Origin of the sequence: Nocardia sp. NPDC051030 (assembly GCF_040683015.1) — a bacterium.
GTDB lineage: Bacteria > Actinomycetota > Actinomycetes > Mycobacteriales > Mycobacteriaceae > Nocardia.
Genome location: NZ_JBFBCD010000015.1, coordinates 1 through 18,038 on the forward strand (window position 1 = coordinate 1; position 18,038 = coordinate 18,038).

The following is an 18,038-nucleotide window of genomic DNA, read 5'->3' on the forward strand; positions in this document are numbered from 1 at the left end:
GGGACCGAGGGGAGCAGACCAATGAAGATCGCCACCGATATCGAAATCGCCAGCGGAACAGTTGATTTGAACGTTCTCGGCAGCCGCATACAGGCCCATATCGACGGAGTCCAGCGATTCGCCAGCGAGCGCGAATTCCACGCCGCCATGGACGAATACGCCGCCGTCGATCGCACGCTCCGGATCAGCCGCAGTGGGGTGATTTCGCGATGACCGATCCGCTGGAAAGCCGCGAGTTCTCGGTGATGACCTTGGGTCGAGAGCGGCTGCCGGATTCGCGCCGTGGTCGTGGATCCGGCAGACATGCAGCTCATCCTGTATGGCACCGTCGAGCGTGATGGCGTGCTGGTCGGCAGCTATTAATTACTGCGCCGACGGGATTCGCCAGAGCGACTGGCGCACTGTCACCGATCGCGGAGTCACGCACTTCACCGGCGAGTTCCCCGCCGTCTATTCCCTGACCCACCCCGATGAACAACCGGGGTCCGAGTAGTCGCGACCGTTCTGCTCAGCACCGGGCAGGAGCCAGAAATCAAAAGATCCGATTAGCTCGAAAGGGGCTGATTCCCAATGAATTCCACCATTACTGTTCCCAGCGGCCGATTTGCCACCATCCGTTCGGAACATGGACCGCTGAGTGACGAGCAGATCCGTTCAGTGGTACCGGCGATCTTCGCCACCGAGCGGCATCCGGATCGCACCAGCGATCGCTACACCTACCTGCCCACCTCGGAGATCATTGCGGCCTTGCACGAGGAGGGCTACGCGCCGTTCATGGCTGCGCAGTCTCGGGTCCGGGACGCCGAGCGGCGGGCGTTCACTCGCCACATCGTGGGGTTGCGCCACGCTACGGCCTCGCAGACCGGGCGCGGAGAGTTCAACGAGATCGCGGTCGACAGCAGCCACGACGGATCCCGCGCACTGACATTGCGTGCCGCCCGCTTCCGTCAGGTGTGCGGCAATGGCTTGGTCGTCGGAGGGCTGTGCGATGACATCCGGCTCGCACATAAGGGCGGCATCGTGATCCGGGACGTCATCCGCGCGGCGCATGCCATCACAGACAATTTCTCCCTCGTTGACGCTTCGCGTGATGCGATGGCCGCGCTCGAGCTCACCGAGGCCCAGCGGCTGGCCTTTGCGCAGTCCGCGCTTGAGCTCAAGTGGAAGCCCGGGGTGCAGCACGCGCCAGTCAGGGCTAGCGCGCTGCTGAAGCTGCAGAACTACGAGGAGCGGCCCAGCACGCTGTGGTCGACGTTCAACATCATTCAGCGAAACGTCGTCGGCGGCGGGGTCGAGGGCACCACCCGCAGCGGCCGGCGCACCACCACTCGCCCGATCCGGGCGATCGACTCCAACACCCGGCTCAACCGGGCTCTGTGGGAGCTGGCCGAGCAGACCCGCCAGTCGCTGAGCTGATTCAGCGTCTGGTCCATCGTGGGGGACCAATCATGCGGTCCCCCAATCGGATTGGAGGTGTCACGATGAGCAAAGAGCCTGTGATCGAGTTGGTCGTCTTCCGTGTCCCGGACGGCGGCAGCGAGGTTGACCTGTTCGTCGACGGGGTACTGTGCCAGGCCGTCGAGTATCACATCGACCCCGGCCGGGGTGCGGATTGCGCCAGCTGGCAGGAGCGCCTCGAGGCGAACCTGGCCGAGGCGACGCCCGCAGCCCGTCTCCGGTTGCAGCAGATCTACGACAGCATCGAGCCGATCTATCTGTGGGAGCGCGGATGAGCGCCCTACTCGCACATCGCGCCGAGGAGCTCGCTGCGGCTATCCAGACCTTCCGGAACACGGCAGACGGCCGCCTCACCGGCGACGCCGAGCATGAGGTCGCCGTCGATGTCGCCGATGCTGCCGAGGCGTTTATGGATTCCGTGCCGATCTGGCCACAGTCTGATGACGCGGCCACGGTGTTCGAGCGCGCGTGTGAGCTTCTCGATTTCGCCGAGGAGCGGGTGGCCACGCTGGCGCTGCAATGTATCGCCGCCCTCGTCCACCGGCACAGCCCGGAAATCCGCTATCTCGATCTGGATTGGGGCGAGGGTGGTCTGCACGTGTTCGGCTACCGAGACGAGCACGGAGAGCAGGTCACTGCGGCCGATGACGTGGAAGACAACATCCTGCAATGGACGTCACGAATCGCCGATCCTCAGCGCGCGGGACTGATCGGCAGGGCAGATGGCCCATTCGTGCTCAACCTGCGTTCTCTCGCCGCCGGAGCGGACGGTGAGAAGGCTTCCGCACCGCTGTGACCTGCGATGCCGCCACGTCCCCACGTTCGTCACCTAAATCCAACGCCGCGGGCAACGGCCCGCCGAGCGACCCAGGCTTTGGCTGCACATGGAGAACGACACCGCTTCGCTCACACACGACCCCGTCTGGAGGTGGCCGCCATGACCGAGCTCCCCCGCCCCACGAAAGGATGCCGAATCTACCTGCGCCGCTTCGCATCCGAGAATGTCTACATCTACCGCGATCCCACCAAACCCGGTAATGGCGTCTCCCGCCCTCACCTCGACAGGCTCTTGGACGACGAACTCGTCACCCTCGACGATCGCCAGCCTCCCCATGGGCGCCTCATCAGAGTCACCGAACTCGGCGAGCAGGTCATTCGCGCGCACCCGACGGACTGACCTCGAACTCTCAGTCGATACAACAGCTCCGGGGCGCGAGACATCCTCTGCAACGCGCGTATTCCGCCAGACTCCTTGTGTCACAAGCTTGCAAAAAAGACACGTGGCACGTCAGAAAGGACATGCTGGGTGTCTTTTTTGACGCAAATGGAAGAGCGGCCTTCCCTGTCACTTCACGATTAAGGACAGATCGAGCCAGTCCAGGGACATAACCGCGGATCGTAGTGTTGCCGGTCCAGGTGCTCCCGGATGAACGGCCCGTGGACCTTATCGCCGAGATCGAGCACACGGGACAGATTGAGCACCGATACCTGTTGCGCTCCAGCCTGTTTCAGGGATGCGGCTACCGATTGAGCATGCCCGCCAGAGACCCAGTTGTCATCGACGACCAGGACGTGCGCCCCCACGGTGACGGGTGAGGTGATCACGAAGTTCGCCGGCCGCAGCGCACGCGGCTGGGCGATCGGCGGATTGGCCGCGACAGCGACTTCGGGCACCTGTACCAGCGCGCTGGCGAGGATCTTTCGCAGTGGATGCTGGGAACCGATTTTGTCGGGCTTGAGCGAGGGAACGGTCGCCCACTGTGTGACATGCTGCCCGCCAAGCCTGGAGGCACAGCCGAGATGCTGGACGGCGAGGTGGGCCAGGACCGTGACCAGCGCCGGGTGGGTGGGTCCGGGATTAGACGATTTGTAACCGGACATCAAGTGATAGCTCTGCTGGCCCATCACCGCGTAGATCATCGACCCAACCCGGTCGGCGATCCCCCGCGTCCGGCGATGCCCATTGCAGGGGTAGCAGATGGTGTATGGCGCGAGGACCGGGCAAGCGCACACGTCGCAGGTCAACCCCCTCTGACGCACGGTGTTGCGCAGATAGCCACTGTGCTGGTTGAGGACCTCGTAGACGACCGACAGCGACTGCTCGTCGACCACCCCTGGCTACCGACCCTGCGCGAGCGCGAACAGTGCCTTCTCCATCAACGCCGGTTGCTGTCGGATCGAACCGATGATGTCGGCGACCTCCTGGGTTCCCGACGCGACCCACACCCCGGGACGCTGCGCCAACTCCCGCGCCCACGTCGTCGCCGCGACCACACGATCGGTCAGGATCACCGGGCGGCCATGTTCGACTGCCTTGCGAGCCTGAATCCGCGCTCCGGAGTGCTCTCCAGCCTCACAGACGATAGTCGCCAGCCCATAACCGCTCATCAATGCATTTCTCATGGGGAACGACGCCTTCGACGGACCGGCCGGCGGCCAGAACTGCGACAGCACCAACCCCTCGGTGGCGATCCTGCGCTGCAAGTCCCGATTCTGTGGGGGGTACTCCCGCAGCGAGCCTGTACCGATGAACGCCACTGTCCGCGCGCCAGCTGCCAGCGCCGCAGTGTGGGCGGCGGTGTCGATGCCCGCGGCCAACCCGGAAATCACCGTCAATCCCGCGTTGGCGAGATGGGTGGCGATGCTGGCGGCCATTTGCAGTCCCCGTGACGACGCCTCACGGGACCCTACTACCGACACTCCCTCATCGAGCGGGTCGAGGTGGCCTTGCGCGAACAAGAACGGTGGGGTCTCCACGACGTCGAGCAGTCGGCGTGGAAAGTCGGTGTCGAGCACGCACACGAACCGCAGGCCCGCCTGCCGCCAACTCTGCAGGTCCGCTTCCGCGTCGCGTAGTAGTTGCTCGTCATCGTGGACCGGGATCAACGGCGCGGGGAAATAGTGATCCCACACTCGGCGGGCGCTGCCGACCTCGAGGACCTGCTCGGTCAGCGCACGCCAGGACAGGTTCTCCGGTCGGGCGCGCAGCAGCGCCACCAGCGCGACATGCTCGTCAGTCATCCGGAAATCTCCCTCGCCACCGTGCACCGCACCCTCCTCAGGGCGCATATCCGATTGTGCACCCAGCCTACGACGAACTCCGGTCCACGCGGCCACAAGCCGGGCAACCATGGACCAGGGTGATCGGCGGCCCTGTGTCCGTTGCAACGTCGGCATCGCGGCTCCCGCCGTGGGAACTGAAAGGTTGGTGCTGCGCGCAGCACCAACCCGACCTAGCTAGTCGTCGCCCGGCTCGTTGCGGTCGGCCAGAGGGCCTGGAGCTGGTCGCCGACTACGCCCGCGAGCGCGCGCAGTTCAATTGCAAGATCGGCCGGATCCTCGCCCCTGACTGCGATATCGCAGGCACACCGCGTGTGCGAGTGCGCCCGGGGATCCCGGTCATCATCGGGCATGATGGCAACACCGCGGCCGGTCACACCGGCAGGTGAGAACCACATTTCGCGACCACACAAGGGGGACACGACACGATGACCGGGATCATGATCGGCACCTTGCTTCTCTTCGGAGGATTCGCCGCCTGGAGGGCATGGGAGATCTGGCGGCACGAAGGTAACCTCGCCGATCAGCTCACCGCGACATTCTGGGCCTGGGTTCCGGCGTCGGTCGCGCTGCTGGTCCTGTCCGGCCTGATCGCCGAGCTGGCGAACCGACCCCTGCCCTGGCTCGGCCTGATCGTGATCACGCTCGTGGTCGCGGGATACATCGGGTTCCCGATCGCGGCCACCATCATCGAGTTCCGCAGCCTGCGCCAGGACAACATCCGCCGCCGCGAGATGGGCCTCACGCCCCGACAGGTCCTGCTGACCACCCGAGGCGTGGGCCTGTGCTGGCTCGGCGCTTGCCTCGCTTGGCCGGCCCGTCGTCATCTTCGGTATCGGGCCCCTGCTCGACCGACTCACCCACACCCCCGAACAGGTCGACACCGCCGCCACCGCCCTGGCCGCGGTCACCCTCACCATCGAAGCTGTTCTCATCGTGGCCGGCCTGCTGCACTGGCGCGTCATCCACCCACGTCGCATCCGCGCCGACGAGCAACGCATCCGCGGCGACGACCACGACCAACTCCACCTCGCGCCCGTGCGGCCACGCCCAGCCGGTCCCGCCGAGCAGACCACCACCAGCGCCCGAACCTCCACAGCCACCGCCGGCACCAGCGATCGAACAACCAGCCGCCGCAACGACATCCTCATCGCCATCTCACCGCTAGCGGTCGGCGTGATGGCCTACGTTCTGGCCCCGTGGCTGGTACACACCCAACGCGGCGACACCGCCGAACCCAACCAACTCTGGCGCACCGCCGCACCCCTGCTCGGACTGCTCGCCACCACCCTGCTCTTCACTTACGGCTACCTCGACCACACCGGCCACAACAAGAAAACCACCCTCAACATCGGATTCCTCGCCACCCTCACCGCACTCGCGTCAGCCTTCTGCTACCCCCTGATGCTGCTGCTGTAACTCCATCTTTGGGCGCTGCCACAACTTCGTCGGCTGCGGTGCCGGCCGTTCAGCGTTCCGCTGCGACCTGTGCCCCAAGGCGGCATCCGCGTTACCTGCTCTGGAAGATCTGCGACCTGGACGTCCCACTCGCCTGAGCCGCAACGCTATCCGCTGGAAGAGTTCGTCAACTGTAAATTCGCGCCTGCGAGCGGACGTGCCCGACTCCAGTGACAGATGTGGCCACCGTGCCAAATGGGGCTGGCCAGCAGAAACAATGTCAGGGCTTACCGTCCACGACTAGATCATCGTGCAAAAATAGAACACATGTTCGACAGAGTGGAGCGTGAACACGAGACGGCGACCCGCCATCTCGATCCCACCGCACTCAGCAAACTGCCTCAGTCCCAACAGCTTTCCGAACTCAGAAACCGCATCGCCACCATCACCAGCAAAGTGGGCGGGACCGAATCGGCCGCGGCAACGGTTCCCTCGCACGACATCATCGCCATGCCAGGAGCCCTCGGCGAACTGCTGCCCGGCGGCGGACTCGCCCGCGGCTCGATCATCGCCTGCCCGCGCGGGTCACTCGTCTGCGCCACCCTCGCCGCTGCTACCACAGCGGGTCTGAACGCCGCAGTCGTCGGAGGACTGCGCCCCTCCCGAGTGGGCCTGCTGGCCGCATGGGAGATGGGCGCTCGGCTCTCCGCCATCGCGGCCGTGGACGCCAACGCCTCACAAGCCGCCGACGTCATACCCGTCCTGCTCGACGGGATCCCACTGGTAGTCCTCGACGTCGCGGGGATGCGCCTTCGGCCCACCGAGGAGGAAGCACTGCGCGCACGAGTCCGCAGCAAGAAGGGCATTCTGCTGGTCACCGGTGGGGCCTGGGTACGACAGCCGAACCTGAGCATCTCGGCCAGCCCCGTCGGCAACACCGGTATCGGCCACGGCCGCGGCCGGCTCCGCGAAATCGAACTCGACATGAGAGTCGAGGTCCACGGACAGCTGTTCCGCCGCGGCCGAGTCAAACTCGCCAGCGCAGGAAACGGCCGCACCCACTGGGTGAACCCCATCGCGGCCACACCTCAAATCGGCCTGGTACGCACCGGATGAGCTGCAACACCGATCCCGCCATGATGCGCTGGCGGGCCGTGCCCCAGCCCGTTCTCGTCGCCCCTAACGCCCTGATCGTGCTCCCACGGCACTGGCCACTACCGAACCAGCGCGCACTCGGCGTCACCGCCGGCGGCCTGGACCTACAACTCAGCGAAACCTGGATCCCCGCAACGCTGCACCGATGGCTCAGGCTCCAAATCGGCATCTGGATCGGCGAGGTAGAAGTCCCACTGACCAGCAGAAATGGACACATCCAAGTCCCCCTCCGCCAATGGGTAAGCGAACATGGGATCCGACAACTACCGCCGTCCCCGCCTACAGCGACTCGCTCGACAGCCTCCTGAACTGGGCAAACAGCATGTCCCTCCCCGGCACGGAGGGTTCCCGGCCTGTGCCATCCCTGCCGGTCGCAAGGCCCGAGCCACTGGTGATCCGCTGTGAGACAACAGGAACCGACCATGGGCTCCCCGGCTTGCTATGGTGAGCTCAGTGGCAGCGCGCCTGCCCGACTCCGAGCCGAACCGGGCCCCGCGTGCCCACCGGCGCCGAGGACAAGGTCCGCCCCCGGGAGGATCGCGCGAATTCCACCTTGTACCGAGCACGGCGGGGAACGCGGGACTCTGCCTGAATCGAGACGAGATGACCCGCAACGCGCGCAAGAAGACACGGATCCGCGCCCGCAAAGCCACCGAAGGCATCGCCTACTCCCGTGCCGCCCGCCACATCACCACCCCGCCAACTGTTCTCGTGTGCCCGCCCTGGTGCGTCGAACACCTCGACCCCGATCTGAGCGAACCCGGAGATCAGGGCACCCACCACGGACGCGAGCGATCAATCCCGATCACCACCGACGACACCTACAGCAGTAGCGCCGACGTCCTCGTCCAGCTCGCCGCGGGCGATCACGCCGGTGTGCGGCACAGCATTGATCAGCTTGAGGCTGCCCGCCCGCGGCAACGCCGAGCTGACCACCGAGCAAGCATGTGAGACCGCGCGACTGCTCAACACTGGAGCAGATCTGCGTGCGGCCGATGTCCCTCCTGCCGGAGTCTGTCCACCGTGGTGTGTAGAGCATGCCGAGGCTGACCCCGACGAGCCCGGCGACATGGGTACGCACTACAGCACCGAGATCACCACCCGGGCCAGCGGACCGCGACTCAAATCCTCCACCGTCAGCATCCAGATGATTGCCCACGACTTCGACAACACCCGCACTGTCCAACTGCTCCTGCGAGTACCCGACGACGACACCATCATCACCGACGTCGAAGCACACCAGATCGCCGCCGCACTCCTCGACGCCGCCCACGAACTCGACCCTTCGAACGCAGCACAGAACGCCGCCTTCGAAGTGATCGGCAAGCAGATCAATCTCGGTGATACCCGCCAGATGCAGGTAGTGCTCTACGACGAGCTCGGCTTCGACTCCCCCGACGGAACCTATCGCACCGACACCCACACCCTGACCGACCTCTACGCGCGCACCGCGCACCCGTTCCTCGCTCACGTAATCGCATACCGGAACGCACGGGCCACCAGGACGTGACCGACGCAATGAGCACTGCCCACGTAATCGCCACGGCCCCAGGCGAATCCGCGCGATATACGTTATTCGTGGCGGACTCCAACTACCGTGAAATGCCGAGTGGACGGCGCGCACTGCGGGCTTAGGGAGGCTGATCCGATGGACCGGCGAGTGTTCCTGTCCCTGCTGGGGATTACGACAAGCGCACCCGCCCTCCATTGGCCCACGCCCGAACCGATCCCCTACCCCACCCGCTTCGGGAAGTCCCCTCGAATCCGCCTCAGCACCGTCGACGAGCTCGACCGCATGAACGCGGACCTGCGCAGGCTCGACGACGGTGGCGGTGGTGACGCACTGCTGTTCACGGTCCGTACGCAGTTGCGCTTGGTCGTGCAACTGCTCGACCACAGCCGCTACACCGACGCCACCAGCCAACGTTTGCACAGCACCGCCGGCGAATTGATGCGGCTGGCCGGGTGGCTGGCGTTCGACAGTGGAAAGCACGCCCACGCCGAACGATATTGGCAGGCCGCGCTGCGGACCGCGCACACCGCCGGTGACCGCGCCCTGGCCGCCAACACCCTCGGCTTTATGTCCTGCCAGGCCAAAGACCTCGGGAACCCGCACCAGGCGGTCACCCTCGCCGAATCCGCTCACGCCGAATACCCGGGCGCCAGCCCCCGCGTGTCAGCGATCCTCGCGCTTCGTGCGGCAGAAGCCCACGCCACCAACGGATCCGCACTCGAATGCCGACGAGCCATCGAGGAAGCCTTCACAAAACTCGATTCCTCGATCACCACTGCACCGGACTGGAGCTACTGGCTCACCCCCGGGCACGCCCACGGCCAGGCCGGATTCTGTTACCTGCAGCTCGGTGACCATTCCAACGCCCGCCGACACTTCCGCCATGCATTACTGCTGCAAGACCCGGCCGCCGCTCGCGAAGGAACCCTGCGCCACACCCTGCTCGCCACAACCTACGTGCGCCAACAAGAGCCCGACCTCGACCAGGCCCTCGCCCTCGCCGCTCTCGCCGCCACCACCCTCATCGACGACGTCACCTCGACCCGATGCCTCGGACACCTGAACACCCTTGTGCGCGAACTCTCTCCCCACCACCGGCGGCCCGCCGTCCGCCAGTTTGCCGACCAAGTCCACACGGCAACCCAGCGACATCGCGCATTCTCTGCGGCAACGAGCGCCACACGTTCCTGAACTGGGCCGGCGGCACGTCCCCCACTCGTCGGAGGCAGCTGTCTCCTTTCGAGGTCGGTCGGTCATGGTCACCGGCGCATCGCCAGGCACCACCTCGCGAAACCCACACCATGGTGTCTCTAGACTCTCCGGTCATGGCCTCGGCAATCCTGGGATTCGATGAATTCGTTGCGCGGTACCAGTACCCCGGTCGTGGGATCGTGCTCGGGCGCGATTCCGCCGGAGAGGGTTTCGCGGCGTACTGGCTGACCGGGCGTAGTGAGGCGAGCCGAGCGCGGCGCATCGAGGTGGGCCCGGACGAACTCGAGATCGTCGATACGACATCGGGACCGACGGATCCGTTGCGGCACTATGTCGCGATCATGCGGACGGATGGCGGCCGGATCGTTGTCGGCAACGGCACTCAGGTGGCGGAGGTGGTGGCCGATCTGTCCGCCGGGGCGTCGGCGTTCGAGGCGCTGACCGCGTTGGAGTGCGAGCCGGACCCGCCGATCCTGACTCCGCGCATCACCGCGACCGCGGTGGTGGACGGTTCCGAGGTGCGGGAGGTGATCGTGTCCGGCGCGGTGGCGCACCCGCGCTGGCCGGAGGCGCCGTCCTCGCTGCACCACCTGGTGCATGTCCCGGCGCTGGCGATCGGCGAAGCGTACGCGACGACCACGTATGCGGGAGAGACCACCGCGGTGCTGACCAGCGGACAGCCGGTCGCTGTGGAGGTCGACGCGAAGTGGCCGGACCTGCTTGAGCGGATCTGGGATGGCCTGGACCCGGAGCTGCGAGTCGCGGTCGCGGTGGCCCCACTGATCGGGGACCTTCGCGATGGTCGATACATCGGCCGTCACGAACCGCTGATCCTTCAGGCCGGCACAGGCCGCAGCACCACGTGAGTGCCGAACCCCGCCCGGCTGATCAACGCGCCGGGCAGCGCCGGGCGGACCGTGTGCAGCAGCGCGGTCGCGCGGCCACTCCACGGGACTGCCAAGCTGTCAGGCCGAACAGCGTCGATATGGAAACCGGCCCACTCGATTTCGCGTAGCACCGCGGCCGGGAAGTACCAGCGGTGCACAGTGTCGGTGCCGTACTCGTCGACATGTTCGGCGACCGCGACGCGGCCCTGGAGCCGGGCGGTAACCGTGCGAGCCAGGCCACGGGCAAGAGCGGGCAGCGAGTCGCGGTCGAAGGTGTAAGGGTCACCTCCACCCATCCGCACCCAGGTGGCCGGACTGCCCGCCGACGGGAAAGCGAGCACGCAGCGGCGGCGAGTGTGCTCACGCAGCACCTCCAGCAGCGCCCGCGGGTGCGGTGCGTGCTCGAGGATGTGCAGCGCAGTAACGACATCGGCGCTCCCGACGTCGAGATCCTCGATCTTCGCGCAATGCACGAACTCGATGCGAGCGCAGTCCGCGCCGATTCTGTCGGCGAAACGGCGCAGTGCGGCAAGGTGATTGCTGGCAGGACTGACGATGGTCACCCGCGCGCCGCGCGACGCGGCGAGCACTCCGAGAATGCCGTCGACGCTCGCACCGCGGGTGATGTCCAGAACGCGGGGGTAGCCCTCGACCAGCGGGAGGATGTCGTCGATCTTGCGTCGGTGGGCCTGGCGGTGCACCGGCCGCGGTGACCACCAGCGCGATTCCAGCCGCTGCCAGGCCAAGACGGGGTCCTCCTGGTCGACAGCAGTACCGAAGGCAGCGAAATCGTGGGTCATGCAGCATGTCCCGGTGCATCGAGAAGCCAGCCGATCGCCTCGTCGAGCGCGGGGCCCTCGTTGTCTCCGATCGTGAATACCTCCGGCCGGTCGGCCAGCTCGGCGAAGGCCTGGTGCAGGGCGGCCAGGAATTCGGGCTGGTCCTCACGATGGAACACCTTGTCGCGGTCGCCTCGGACGTGCTGGGCGATCCGGCCGGTCAATCGCTGCTGGTTGAGGTTCAAGTCCGGCAGCAGCAGCAGGGTCGTCGGCCGGATGGGCAGGTTGTCGATGATCTGCCGCAACCGCTTGTACTGCTGGCCGGAGATCCAGCCCAGCCGGGCGTACGCCTCGATGTAGGCCTCGGAGTCCGCAATGCCACGGCTGACCAGCACGCAGCGACCCGACACCGGCTCGACGAGCTGAGACATGATGATCCGGTGGTACAGCCTGAGCAGGCTGCGCTCCCAGTCCTCGAGCACGCGGAAGCTGGCGAACTCACTCAAGAAGTCGATATCGACCGACGGCGAGACGAACCGATCGTCGGCCAACAAATAGTCGATCATGTAAGTCTTCCCGCCGCCATGCGGGCCGGACACGCAGACACTCGACTTCATCGCAAAACCTCCTGGAAGAATTCGTATTTCGTCTCGGTGGTGGGCTCGAGCGGCACGACGGAATTCTGCAGAAGCTGCCGCGCGGTGCGGCGCACCTGCTCGGCGACCTCGGCGAGTACCCCAGGGTCACGGGTGGCGTCGGAAGCCTCGTACTCGATCTCCAACTGTCGCTGGACGCGGTCGCCCTCGACGCACACCGTGACCGCGACCGTGTAACAGAACCCATCACCGTCGAAGCCGAGCACTTTCGACCTGCGCTTTTCCAATGGGGCCGACAGCCCGGCGGAGAACTCGGCGAACCACTCGGCCGCGTCCCCGCGGTAGCGGAAATGCTCGGTAGACACCATCACCGGCGCTCCCGCGGTGTCCACGGTGTGCTGTTTGATCTTGAGCAAGGGCGCGCCCTGCCAGAGGAAATAGGAGTACTCCACCTGAGTGCCGGAGTCATCGTGACCGATCAGATAGCGGGGGTACACGATGGCCTCCCCGCGGACGCGGTCGATGAGCAGTGGCGGCAACTCGCCCAGAATGCGCCACAGCAGATCGGTGGGATCGGTGCCGGAATCAGTGATGGCAAGTTTCGCCTCGACCTCCCAGTCCGGATGCCAGTCCCGGTAGCGGCCGGACTCCTTCAGGGTGGTGGTCAGTGTTCCGGCGGCAGCGTGCGCGACCAGGGCCGGGTCCAGTGCGGGGTTCAATGCAGGTTTCATTTGCTTGTCCTCGAATCGATTTCGGGCATGGGATGGAATCGGGCGTCCCCCGTGCGCAAGACCGCCAGGGCGTGCCGCAACTGACGGTCGGGGCTGTAGGTGTCGTAGAACTCGCCGGTGTCCTCGTCGTAGATCCGTGCGGCGGGTATCAGCGAGGGGCCGCGGACGAACAACGTCAGGCACGGCTCGTCAAAGCTCGGGTTGTGCACCTGATGCGGAATACCTATCGGCAGCGAGCTGGATTGGCCGGCGGTGCGGGTCTCCCGACTGGACTCGGCGAGCACCACCCGGCGAGGGTCGTCGCCGGAGGCCACGGTGAAGCGACGCTCGACGTAGCTACCAGCGACGAGGACGGTGGACATGTGCCATTTGTGGGAATGGACCTTTTCGATCGCGGAACCTGCGATACAGCCGGGCCAGAACCGGTGCAGCCGCAGCCTGAAGGAATCTTTGGGATCCCGGTACAAGGTGAACTTGTCCATCAAGGTGCGCGGGTACTCGGTGTACGGCCGCAGTTCGGCGAACAATTGTGCGTCGGAAAGGATTTCCTCGATCCGCGGACGGATCGACGATGTGAATCCGCTGCTGGCTTGTCGCAGGAGCTGCTCCACCGACGGCGCTTGGGAGGCCATGAATGTTTCGCAGTGCCAGTCGATCTCGTTGAGCTCGCCGATGAGTTCCTGCCAGGTCATTTCGCCGCCCTCTCGTTGAATTGTTTTATGCGCCGTGGAATTCGGGCATCTGGCCGGTCGAATAGCGGGCGTAGGTGTGCTCGTCGGCCACGGTGATCACATCGGCCACCTGCACCAGGTCGGCCGGGACTTCGCCGCCGTCGAAGTGCTCGATGCTCGGGGTGAAGACCGCTTCGGCCTCGATCCGGGCCACGGCGACATGCACCCGGTGAATCGGGCAATCGACTTCCGGGCCGAACGCCAGGATCTTTGTCAGGTCGTAGCCGAACCGCTCTGCAAGGCGGCGCATCCGGGCCTTGTCCCATTCCCCACGAGTGCCTGAAATGTCTTGTCGCAGATAGCCGATCGCGCGGGATATCGTCATCGAGTGCCCCTAGCCTCGTGGTTGGACGGCCCGCTGCTGGGGAGCCAATGGGGGGCAATAGCTCGACCCGGCAGCGTGCCAATTCGAGCCTGCCGTGCCCGGCATCGGTCAGGAAGCGCAGAAATCCCCGCAGAAATCCCCGCAGCCTCGGCTGTCAACCCCGCAGTTTCGAGTGAAACCCCGCTGATGCGAGACCGTTCGGATTACCCTCAGCGGCAACCAGTCCACGGCTGCATGGGGGCTACCGATGGGTTCACAGCGGTACCGCAATACCCGGCTCAAGTCGCTGATCGATGCCCGCGGGTGGTCTCAGCAATTCACCGCCGAAGCGGTCAATGTGGCTGTTGGTGTCGCTACCGGCCGTCCGGGGCTCTATACCGACGAGTCGATTCGGCGGCTGCTGGCCGGCCGTGTCACGTGGCCTCCTAGCCACTATCGGAAAGCTCTGCAAACTGTTTTCAAGGCTCCTGACCCCGGCCTGTTGGGGCTCTACAACCAGCGGGCGTCCACCCCGCAACTTCCCGTCGCGCCGATCAGAACACTGTCAGCACACCTACAGTGGGAGGCACCCGCGCCCCTACTCCCAGGAGACGACGTGCATCGTCGCGATGTGCTGCGCCTGGGCGCCACCGTGCCGGCGGCGCTCGCTTTCGACCACTTCGCCACAAGTGGCGGACACACCCCGGCACTCATCGAAGATACCGCTGCGTGGGAACCCCCGCCCACGCTCACCGACCACATCCTCGACAGAGTCGAAGCGGTCCTCGCCGCCACCTTGCTCCTCGACGACGCGGTAGGCCCACACCGCGCACTCGATATCGCCTCGGCCGAATACCGCACCGCCGACGCCCTCGTGTCCGGATGCAGCGACACCGATCCACTGCGCCACCGCCTGCTGGGCCTGCGATCGAACCTTTCGCGCTTCGGCGGCTGGCTACTGTTCAACCTCTGCCGCTACCCGCAAGCCGCAGCAGCCTACGAGCAAGCACTCGATGACGCCCACCAAGCCGAGGACTCGACGCTGGCAGCGATCACCCTGTGCCAAGCCTCGCACCTGGCGACCTGGCGCGGGAACGGCCGCCGCGGCGTCGATCACGGCGTCGCCGCGCAACAATGGGCAGCCCAAACCGGCGACCCACGACTGCGCGCCTACGCCGCCGACGTCACCGCCCGCGCACTCGCCTCGACCGGGCAGCGACGCGAATGCCTCGATCTGCTCGACAGCCTCACCCGCAACCACGGCGCGACCGTCACCCCGACCGAATCGCCGGCCTACTTCTACGACGACGGACTGGCCGTCTCCACCCTCGGCCAATGCCTGCTTACACTCGGCGACACCACGGCCGCCGTGGACGCCCTCACCGACGGAAATAGCGGCATCGCAGAGGAATTCACACGCAACCTCGCGTTCAACGCCGTCGATCTCGCTGCGGCACACCTCGGCTCCGGCGACATCGACGCCGCAGCGACCGCCGCCCGCACCGCCGCCAAGCTCACCGCGACCAACCGCTCACCCCGACTGATCGCCACCCTCACCGACATCCGATCCAAGATGCAGCAGTGGACCAACGCCTCACCGGTGCAGGAACTCGACACCGACCTGCGACGCTACCGGCTCCCAGTCCCGGTCCCCAGCTCCCGCACATAGACATCGAAAACCGGCGACGTCCAGCCTGCGTCCGGGGGACTGTCCTGCCTGCCGACAAAATCCCAACCGGTAGCGGCGTAGAACCTGGCCGAATCCTCCAGCGCCGGAATCACTCCCAGGCTGGCACGCTGCTCGCCACGCCCAGCCAGTAGGGCCTCCATCAGCTGAATACCGACACGGTGCCGTCGCCACCGCGCGCTGACCCCGATGTCGATCACCACGAAGGTGCGCCCCTCCCACTCGGTGGTGAATCCCTCCGGCACCGGATCGCGCAGTCCGTCCCACCACCGGCCGGACTTCAACCCGTACCCATAGGCGAACCCCACCAGCTCGCCAGCGCAGTCCGCCAGCGCGCACCCGAAACTCGGATCCGCCAGCATGCTCAACATCGACGCGCGATGCTGAGCAGGAGACTCGGCGACATTCGGCGGCACACCGAATACCTGCTGATACAGGGCACCAATCTCGACCAACCGCTTCGCGGCATCACCCGCAGACACCGCCAGCACCGAAACCTCACTCACACCGGCGAGGATAGGGGTTGTGACGCAACCACCTAGATCCCGGCAGGTCAGGATGTCGTGGTGGCGGTGAACTGGCTGGAATGCACGATCGACAGGTGGGCCTCGGCGTCTTCGAAGCGGCCCGTCCGGTAGATGCGCAAGATCAGCTCCGTCGCAGCCTCATCGTGCTCATCGAGGTAGTCGCTCGCGGTCAGAGCTTCGATCAGGGTGCGTGAGTTGATGATGGGTTCGCCCTCGTTCACGGTCACCCAGCCTGTTCCGGCGTAGAGGTTGGACAGTGCGTCCTGTAGTTGCAGCACGCACAAGGCGGCCGGTGGGAGAATATCTTCTTGAGTGCGCATCGTCGCCAGTGCTGCCAGCGTCATCTGCAGAGCTTCCGGGTCGATCGAGGTGATTTCCAGGTCGGTCAACCACCGTGCGAACCTGTCATCACCGTAGGCCAACCACTCGGCCGAGGCGGCGATGGTGGTGCCGATTCCGGGATCGACTTCCAGGGCATCCCACACCGATATGTGGCCTGTCAGATCGCCAGGGGTGATGAGTTTCAGTGTCGTGGTGCCGAAACTCGCGTATTCCAGGCACACCCAAGTGTTGGCCCATCTGATCTCGACCAGGAGGCGCTGGCGGGTCAGTGTTTCGCAGGGCACGGTCGAGATGTCGAAGGCCGCCAGGGCCTTAATAGCGGGCGGGGTGATGTCGGCCAGGTCGGTCAGCTGGGCGGTGATAGTCACTTCGACTCCATATCTGCTGGTAAGAAATCAATGGGGTAAGCCGCTGAGCGACGGCCATCCGGCTAAAGGGTTGCCGCGGAACGCTTATCAATCTGATGGACGACAATCCGCGCGCAGCGACGCCGGTAGTCGATCGAGACCTCATAGCCGTGCTCGGTCACCAGGAAGATGATCAGACCTTCGAGGTCACGGGTGGTGACGAGCGCCAGACGTTTGTCGGCTGCGTATCGCACGGCAGCGCGATATCCAGTTACTGTGGTGAATCGGTGCAGATCGGCCGCGAGTTCCGCACGGCACCTGTTCATGTCGTGTCCGTGGGGAGTTGCACCACCCACCAGGGCGACACCAGCCGCGCGATGACCTCGGCTGTAGGGGTATTGGCCGCGCGCATGGTCCGCACTTTGTCCACCACCACGCTGATCGCGCCAGGTTCCACGACCTCGGTACCCGAGCACAAAAGCGATCGGCAGGCGACTTCATAACCGACGGCTACGCGGGGGATGACGACGAAGCGTTTGAGGAGCGCATGCGCCAGCTTCGAGCATTCCTCTCGCACGTTCGCTTGAGTGAGGTAGTCACGGCAGTCAGATCCGGGGCGGATCAAGCGGACCAGTTCAGCGATCATCGACTCCCGGATCTCCGACATCACGGTCGTCAAATCCTCTGGCTCATAGAGCTTCTCGCCGCAGGATGGATCGCGGCATTCGTATCGGACGAAGCCGTCGATGATCTCGCGGCAGTCCCAGTCATGATGGTGGCCGGTCATCGCTGGGCTCCGTGCGGCCCGGCGCGCCAACGAGCGACCGGGGCGATGTAGTCGGTCTGGAACAGGCCGGTGATGTGGCGCGTGATCGTGGAGGGCAGGCTCGTGGCCAGCTCCAGGTCGACCGCGAGGTGGATCCCGGCGAGTCCGCCGTGGCAGGCCAGCACCGTGAGCCGGTGCAGGACCGGGGTGATCCGCGGCAGTGCGCCGAGCACCAGCAGGACCGGCCGGTCGACGGTGAGGGGTTGGCCGAGCATGAGGGCACGGTCGTAGCGGTCGGTGAGCACAGCGTGGAAGTGGATGAGCAAGTCGTCGACATCGCAGCGGCCGTTGTCCAGGTGCGGATCGAGGATCTGGGTGTCCCACCGGGCGTCATGCGCGCGGGATTCGAGTGCGGTGATGACCTCGGGCGTCCACGGGGCGACCCAGGTGTGGGTGGCGCGCGTCTGTGGCACCGGTTCGGGTGGAAGCCATTCGGAGAGTTCGATATTCAGCATCGCGCGGAGTCCTTTCGGCGGGATCCCTTC

25 protein-coding genes are annotated in these 18,038 nt (G+C 65.6%); 12 read left to right on the plus strand and 13 right to left on the minus strand.

Annotated features, from left to right (window positions below; all coding sequences use genetic code 11):
- From AB0N05_RS37425 to AB0N05_RS37445, 5 genes are all read left to right on the plus strand, one after another.
- Positions 1 to 213: hypothetical protein (locus tag AB0N05_RS37425; RefSeq protein ID WP_364703534.1), on the plus strand; the 213-nt coding region annotated here is incomplete at its 5' end.
- 357 nt (positions 214 to 570) lie between these two features.
- Positions 571 to 1,416: a DUF932 domain-containing protein gene (locus AB0N05_RS37430; RefSeq protein WP_364703536.1), complete on the plus strand. Its 846-nt coding sequence runs from the start codon at positions 571 to 573 to the stop codon at positions 1,414 to 1,416.
- Between the two features lie 65 nt (positions 1,417 to 1,481).
- On the plus strand, positions 1,482 to 1,733 hold the full coding sequence (locus tag AB0N05_RS37435) for a hypothetical protein (protein WP_364703538.1): 252 nt from the start codon (positions 1,482 to 1,484) through the stop codon (positions 1,731 to 1,733).
- Complete coding sequence (locus tag AB0N05_RS37440; RefSeq protein WP_364703541.1) at positions 1,730 to 2,254, plus strand: hypothetical protein; 525 nt, start codon at positions 1,730 to 1,732, stop codon at positions 2,252 to 2,254. The genes AB0N05_RS37435 and AB0N05_RS37440 overlap by 4 nt, the downstream gene beginning before the upstream one ends.
- 141 nt (positions 2,255 to 2,395) lie before the next feature.
- Positions 2,396 to 2,635: a hypothetical protein gene (locus AB0N05_RS37445; RefSeq protein ID WP_364703544.1), complete on the plus strand. Its 240-nt coding sequence runs from the start codon at positions 2,396 to 2,398 to the stop codon at positions 2,633 to 2,635.
- Positions 2,636 to 2,814: 179 nt separating this feature from the next.
- Here the strand turns inward: AB0N05_RS37445 and AB0N05_RS37450 are convergent, their stop codons facing one another.
- From AB0N05_RS37450 to AB0N05_RS37460, 3 genes are all read right to left on the minus strand, one after another.
- Positions 2,815 to 3,570: a hypothetical protein gene (locus AB0N05_RS37450; RefSeq protein WP_364703547.1), complete on the minus strand. Its 756-nt coding sequence runs from the start codon at positions 3,568 to 3,570 to the stop codon at positions 2,815 to 2,817.
- A 6-nt stretch (positions 3,571 to 3,576) separates the two neighbouring features.
- Entirely contained in the window at positions 3,577 to 4,479 is a 903-nt protein-coding gene (locus tag AB0N05_RS37455; protein ID WP_364703549.1) for a DNA-processing protein DprA, read from the minus strand.
- Positions 4,480 to 4,691: 212 nt separating this feature from the next.
- Positions 4,692 to 5,345 (minus strand): hypothetical protein, encoded by a 654-nt coding sequence (locus AB0N05_RS37460; protein WP_364703552.1) that lies wholly within the window; start codon positions 5,343 to 5,345, stop codon positions 4,692 to 4,694.
- Positions 5,346 to 5,454: 109 nt separating this feature from the next.
- On the opposite strand from AB0N05_RS37460, the gene AB0N05_RS37465 reads away from it, so the two are divergent.
- From AB0N05_RS37465 to AB0N05_RS37490, 6 genes are all read left to right on the plus strand, one after another.
- Positions 5,455 to 5,937 carry a hypothetical protein gene (locus AB0N05_RS37465; protein WP_364703554.1) on the plus strand — a complete coding sequence of 161 codons (483 nt, stop codon included), beginning with the start codon at positions 5,455 to 5,457 and terminating at the stop codon, positions 5,935 to 5,937.
- A gap of 306 nt (positions 5,938 to 6,243) precedes the next feature.
- Positions 6,244 to 7,032: a hypothetical protein gene (locus AB0N05_RS37470; RefSeq protein ID WP_364703557.1), complete on the plus strand. Its 789-nt coding sequence runs from the start codon at positions 6,244 to 6,246 to the stop codon at positions 7,030 to 7,032.
- 642 nt (positions 7,033 to 7,674) lie between these two features.
- Complete coding sequence (locus tag AB0N05_RS37475; protein ID WP_364703560.1) at positions 7,675 to 8,022, plus strand: hypothetical protein; 348 nt, start codon at positions 7,675 to 7,677, stop codon at positions 8,020 to 8,022.
- A gap of 118 nt (positions 8,023 to 8,140) precedes the next feature.
- On the plus strand, positions 8,141 to 8,581 hold the full coding sequence (locus tag AB0N05_RS37480; protein WP_364703562.1) for a hypothetical protein: 441 nt from the start codon (positions 8,141 to 8,143) through the stop codon (positions 8,579 to 8,581).
- A gap of 138 nt (positions 8,582 to 8,719) precedes the next feature.
- Positions 8,720 to 9,775 carry a hypothetical protein gene (locus AB0N05_RS37485; RefSeq protein WP_364703564.1) on the plus strand — a complete coding sequence of 352 codons (1,056 nt, stop codon included), beginning with the start codon at positions 8,720 to 8,722 and terminating at the stop codon, positions 9,773 to 9,775.
- A 134-nt stretch (positions 9,776 to 9,909) separates the two neighbouring features.
- Positions 9,910 to 10,662: an IMP cyclohydrolase gene (locus tag AB0N05_RS37490; protein WP_364703567.1), complete on the plus strand. Its 753-nt coding sequence runs from the start codon at positions 9,910 to 9,912 to the stop codon at positions 10,660 to 10,662.
- Here AB0N05_RS37490 and AB0N05_RS37495 read toward each other — a convergent pair.
- From AB0N05_RS37495 to AB0N05_RS37515, 5 genes are read right to left on the minus strand one after another with little or no spacing between them, the layout of a single operon-like run.
- Positions 10,632 to 11,483, minus strand: a complete 852-nt coding sequence (locus AB0N05_RS37495) for a methyltransferase (RefSeq protein ID WP_364703569.1) — start codon at positions 11,481 to 11,483, stop codon at positions 10,632 to 10,634. The genes AB0N05_RS37490 and AB0N05_RS37495 overlap by 31 nt on opposite strands.
- Positions 11,480 to 12,079, minus strand: a complete 600-nt coding sequence (locus tag AB0N05_RS37500) for a hypothetical protein (RefSeq protein WP_364703572.1) — start codon at positions 12,077 to 12,079, stop codon at positions 11,480 to 11,482. The genes AB0N05_RS37495 and AB0N05_RS37500 overlap by 4 nt, the downstream gene beginning before the upstream one ends.
- Positions 12,076 to 12,789: a hypothetical protein gene (locus AB0N05_RS37505; protein WP_364703575.1), complete on the minus strand. Its 714-nt coding sequence runs from the start codon at positions 12,787 to 12,789 to the stop codon at positions 12,076 to 12,078. Before AB0N05_RS37505 ends, AB0N05_RS37500 begins: the two co-directional genes overlap by 4 nt.
- Positions 12,786 to 13,481, minus strand: a complete 696-nt coding sequence (locus AB0N05_RS37510; RefSeq protein WP_364703577.1) for a hypothetical protein — start codon at positions 13,479 to 13,481, stop codon at positions 12,786 to 12,788. Before AB0N05_RS37510 ends, AB0N05_RS37505 begins: the two co-directional genes overlap by 4 nt.
- Before the next feature lie 25 nt (positions 13,482 to 13,506).
- A complete protein-coding gene (locus tag AB0N05_RS37515; protein WP_364703580.1) occupies positions 13,507 to 13,845 on the minus strand; it encodes a hypothetical protein in 339 nt (112 codons plus the stop codon).
- 247 nt (positions 13,846 to 14,092) lie between these two features.
- Here AB0N05_RS37515 and AB0N05_RS37520 point away from each other — a divergent pair, with 247 nt between their 5' ends.
- Positions 14,093 to 15,493 carry a hypothetical protein gene (locus AB0N05_RS37520; protein ID WP_364703583.1) on the plus strand — a complete coding sequence of 467 codons (1,401 nt, stop codon included), beginning with the start codon at positions 14,093 to 14,095 and terminating at the stop codon, positions 15,491 to 15,493.
- On the opposite strand, the gene AB0N05_RS37525 is transcribed toward AB0N05_RS37520, so the two are convergent.
- The 5 genes from AB0N05_RS37525 to AB0N05_RS37545 form a co-directional block, all read right to left on the minus strand.
- Positions 15,454 to 16,017, minus strand: coding sequence for a GNAT family N-acetyltransferase (locus tag AB0N05_RS37525; protein WP_364703586.1), 564 nt, complete (start codon positions 16,015 to 16,017; stop codon positions 15,454 to 15,456). The genes AB0N05_RS37520 and AB0N05_RS37525 overlap by 40 nt on opposite strands.
- Before the next feature lie 47 nt (positions 16,018 to 16,064).
- Positions 16,065 to 16,748 carry a hypothetical protein gene (locus AB0N05_RS37530; RefSeq protein ID WP_364703589.1) on the minus strand — a complete coding sequence of 228 codons (684 nt, stop codon included), beginning with the start codon at positions 16,746 to 16,748 and terminating at the stop codon, positions 16,065 to 16,067.
- Between the two features lie 62 nt (positions 16,749 to 16,810).
- Positions 16,811 to 16,981, minus strand: coding sequence for a hypothetical protein (locus tag AB0N05_RS37535; RefSeq protein ID WP_364703592.1), 171 nt, complete (start codon positions 16,979 to 16,981; stop codon positions 16,811 to 16,813).
- Positions 16,982 to 17,049: 68 nt separating this feature from the next.
- Positions 17,050 to 17,514 carry a hypothetical protein gene (locus tag AB0N05_RS37540; RefSeq protein ID WP_364703595.1) on the minus strand — a complete coding sequence of 155 codons (465 nt, stop codon included), beginning with the start codon at positions 17,512 to 17,514 and terminating at the stop codon, positions 17,050 to 17,052.
- A complete protein-coding gene (locus AB0N05_RS37545) occupies positions 17,511 to 18,008 on the minus strand; it encodes a hypothetical protein (RefSeq protein WP_364703597.1) in 498 nt (165 codons plus the stop codon). The genes AB0N05_RS37540 and AB0N05_RS37545 overlap by 4 nt, the downstream gene beginning before the upstream one ends.
- Positions 18,009 to 18,038: the final 30 nt, after the last annotated feature.

Excerpts from the sequence above, each read along its gene's own strand:
- AB0N05_RS37430 (WP_364703536.1), top strand. The coding sequence starts at position 571 with ATGAATTCCACCATTACTGTTCCCAGCGGCCGATTTGCCACCATCCGT.
- AB0N05_RS37435 (WP_364703538.1), top strand. The coding sequence starts at position 1,482 with ATGAGCAAAGAGCCTGTGATCGAGTTGGTCGTCTTCCGTGTCCCGGAC.
- AB0N05_RS37440 (WP_364703541.1), top strand. The coding sequence starts at position 1,730 with ATGAGCGCCCTACTCGCACATCGCGCCGAGGAGCTCGCTGCGGCTATC.
- AB0N05_RS37445 (WP_364703544.1), top strand. The coding sequence starts at position 2,396 with ATGACCGAGCTCCCCCGCCCCACGAAAGGATGCCGAATCTACCTGCGC.
- AB0N05_RS37455 (WP_364703549.1), bottom strand. The coding sequence starts at position 4,479 with ATGACTGACGAGCATGTCGCGCTGGTGGCGCTGCTGCGCGCCCGACCG.
- AB0N05_RS37460 (WP_364703552.1), bottom strand. The coding sequence starts at position 5,345 with ATGACGACGGGCCGGCCAAGCGAGGCAAGCGCCGAGCCAGCACAGGCC.
- AB0N05_RS37470 (WP_364703557.1), top strand. The coding sequence starts at position 6,244 with ATGTTCGACAGAGTGGAGCGTGAACACGAGACGGCGACCCGCCATCTC.
- AB0N05_RS37475 (WP_364703560.1), top strand. The coding sequence starts at position 7,675 with ATGACCCGCAACGCGCGCAAGAAGACACGGATCCGCGCCCGCAAAGCC.
- AB0N05_RS37480 (WP_364703562.1), top strand. The coding sequence starts at position 8,141 with ATGGGTACGCACTACAGCACCGAGATCACCACCCGGGCCAGCGGACCG.
- AB0N05_RS37485 (WP_364703564.1), top strand. The coding sequence starts at position 8,720 with ATGGACCGGCGAGTGTTCCTGTCCCTGCTGGGGATTACGACAAGCGCA.
- AB0N05_RS37490 (WP_364703567.1), top strand. The coding sequence starts at position 9,910 with ATGGCCTCGGCAATCCTGGGATTCGATGAATTCGTTGCGCGGTACCAG.
- AB0N05_RS37495 (WP_364703569.1), bottom strand. The coding sequence starts at position 11,483 with ATGACCCACGATTTCGCTGCCTTCGGTACTGCTGTCGACCAGGAGGAC.
- AB0N05_RS37500 (WP_364703572.1), bottom strand. The coding sequence starts at position 12,079 with ATGAAGTCGAGTGTCTGCGTGTCCGGCCCGCATGGCGGCGGGAAGACT.
- AB0N05_RS37505 (WP_364703575.1), bottom strand. The coding sequence starts at position 12,789 with ATGAAACCTGCATTGAACCCCGCACTGGACCCGGCCCTGGTCGCGCAC.
- AB0N05_RS37510 (WP_364703577.1), bottom strand. The coding sequence starts at position 13,481 with ATGACCTGGCAGGAACTCATCGGCGAGCTCAACGAGATCGACTGGCAC.
- AB0N05_RS37515 (WP_364703580.1), bottom strand. The coding sequence starts at position 13,845 with ATGACGATATCCCGCGCGATCGGCTATCTGCGACAAGACATTTCAGGC.
- AB0N05_RS37520 (WP_364703583.1), top strand. The coding sequence starts at position 14,093 with ATGGGTTCACAGCGGTACCGCAATACCCGGCTCAAGTCGCTGATCGAT.
- AB0N05_RS37540 (WP_364703595.1), bottom strand. The coding sequence starts at position 17,514 with ATGACCGGCCACCATCATGACTGGGACTGCCGCGAGATCATCGACGGC.
- AB0N05_RS37545 (WP_364703597.1), bottom strand. The coding sequence starts at position 18,008 with ATGCTGAATATCGAACTCTCCGAATGGCTTCCACCCGAACCGGTGCCA.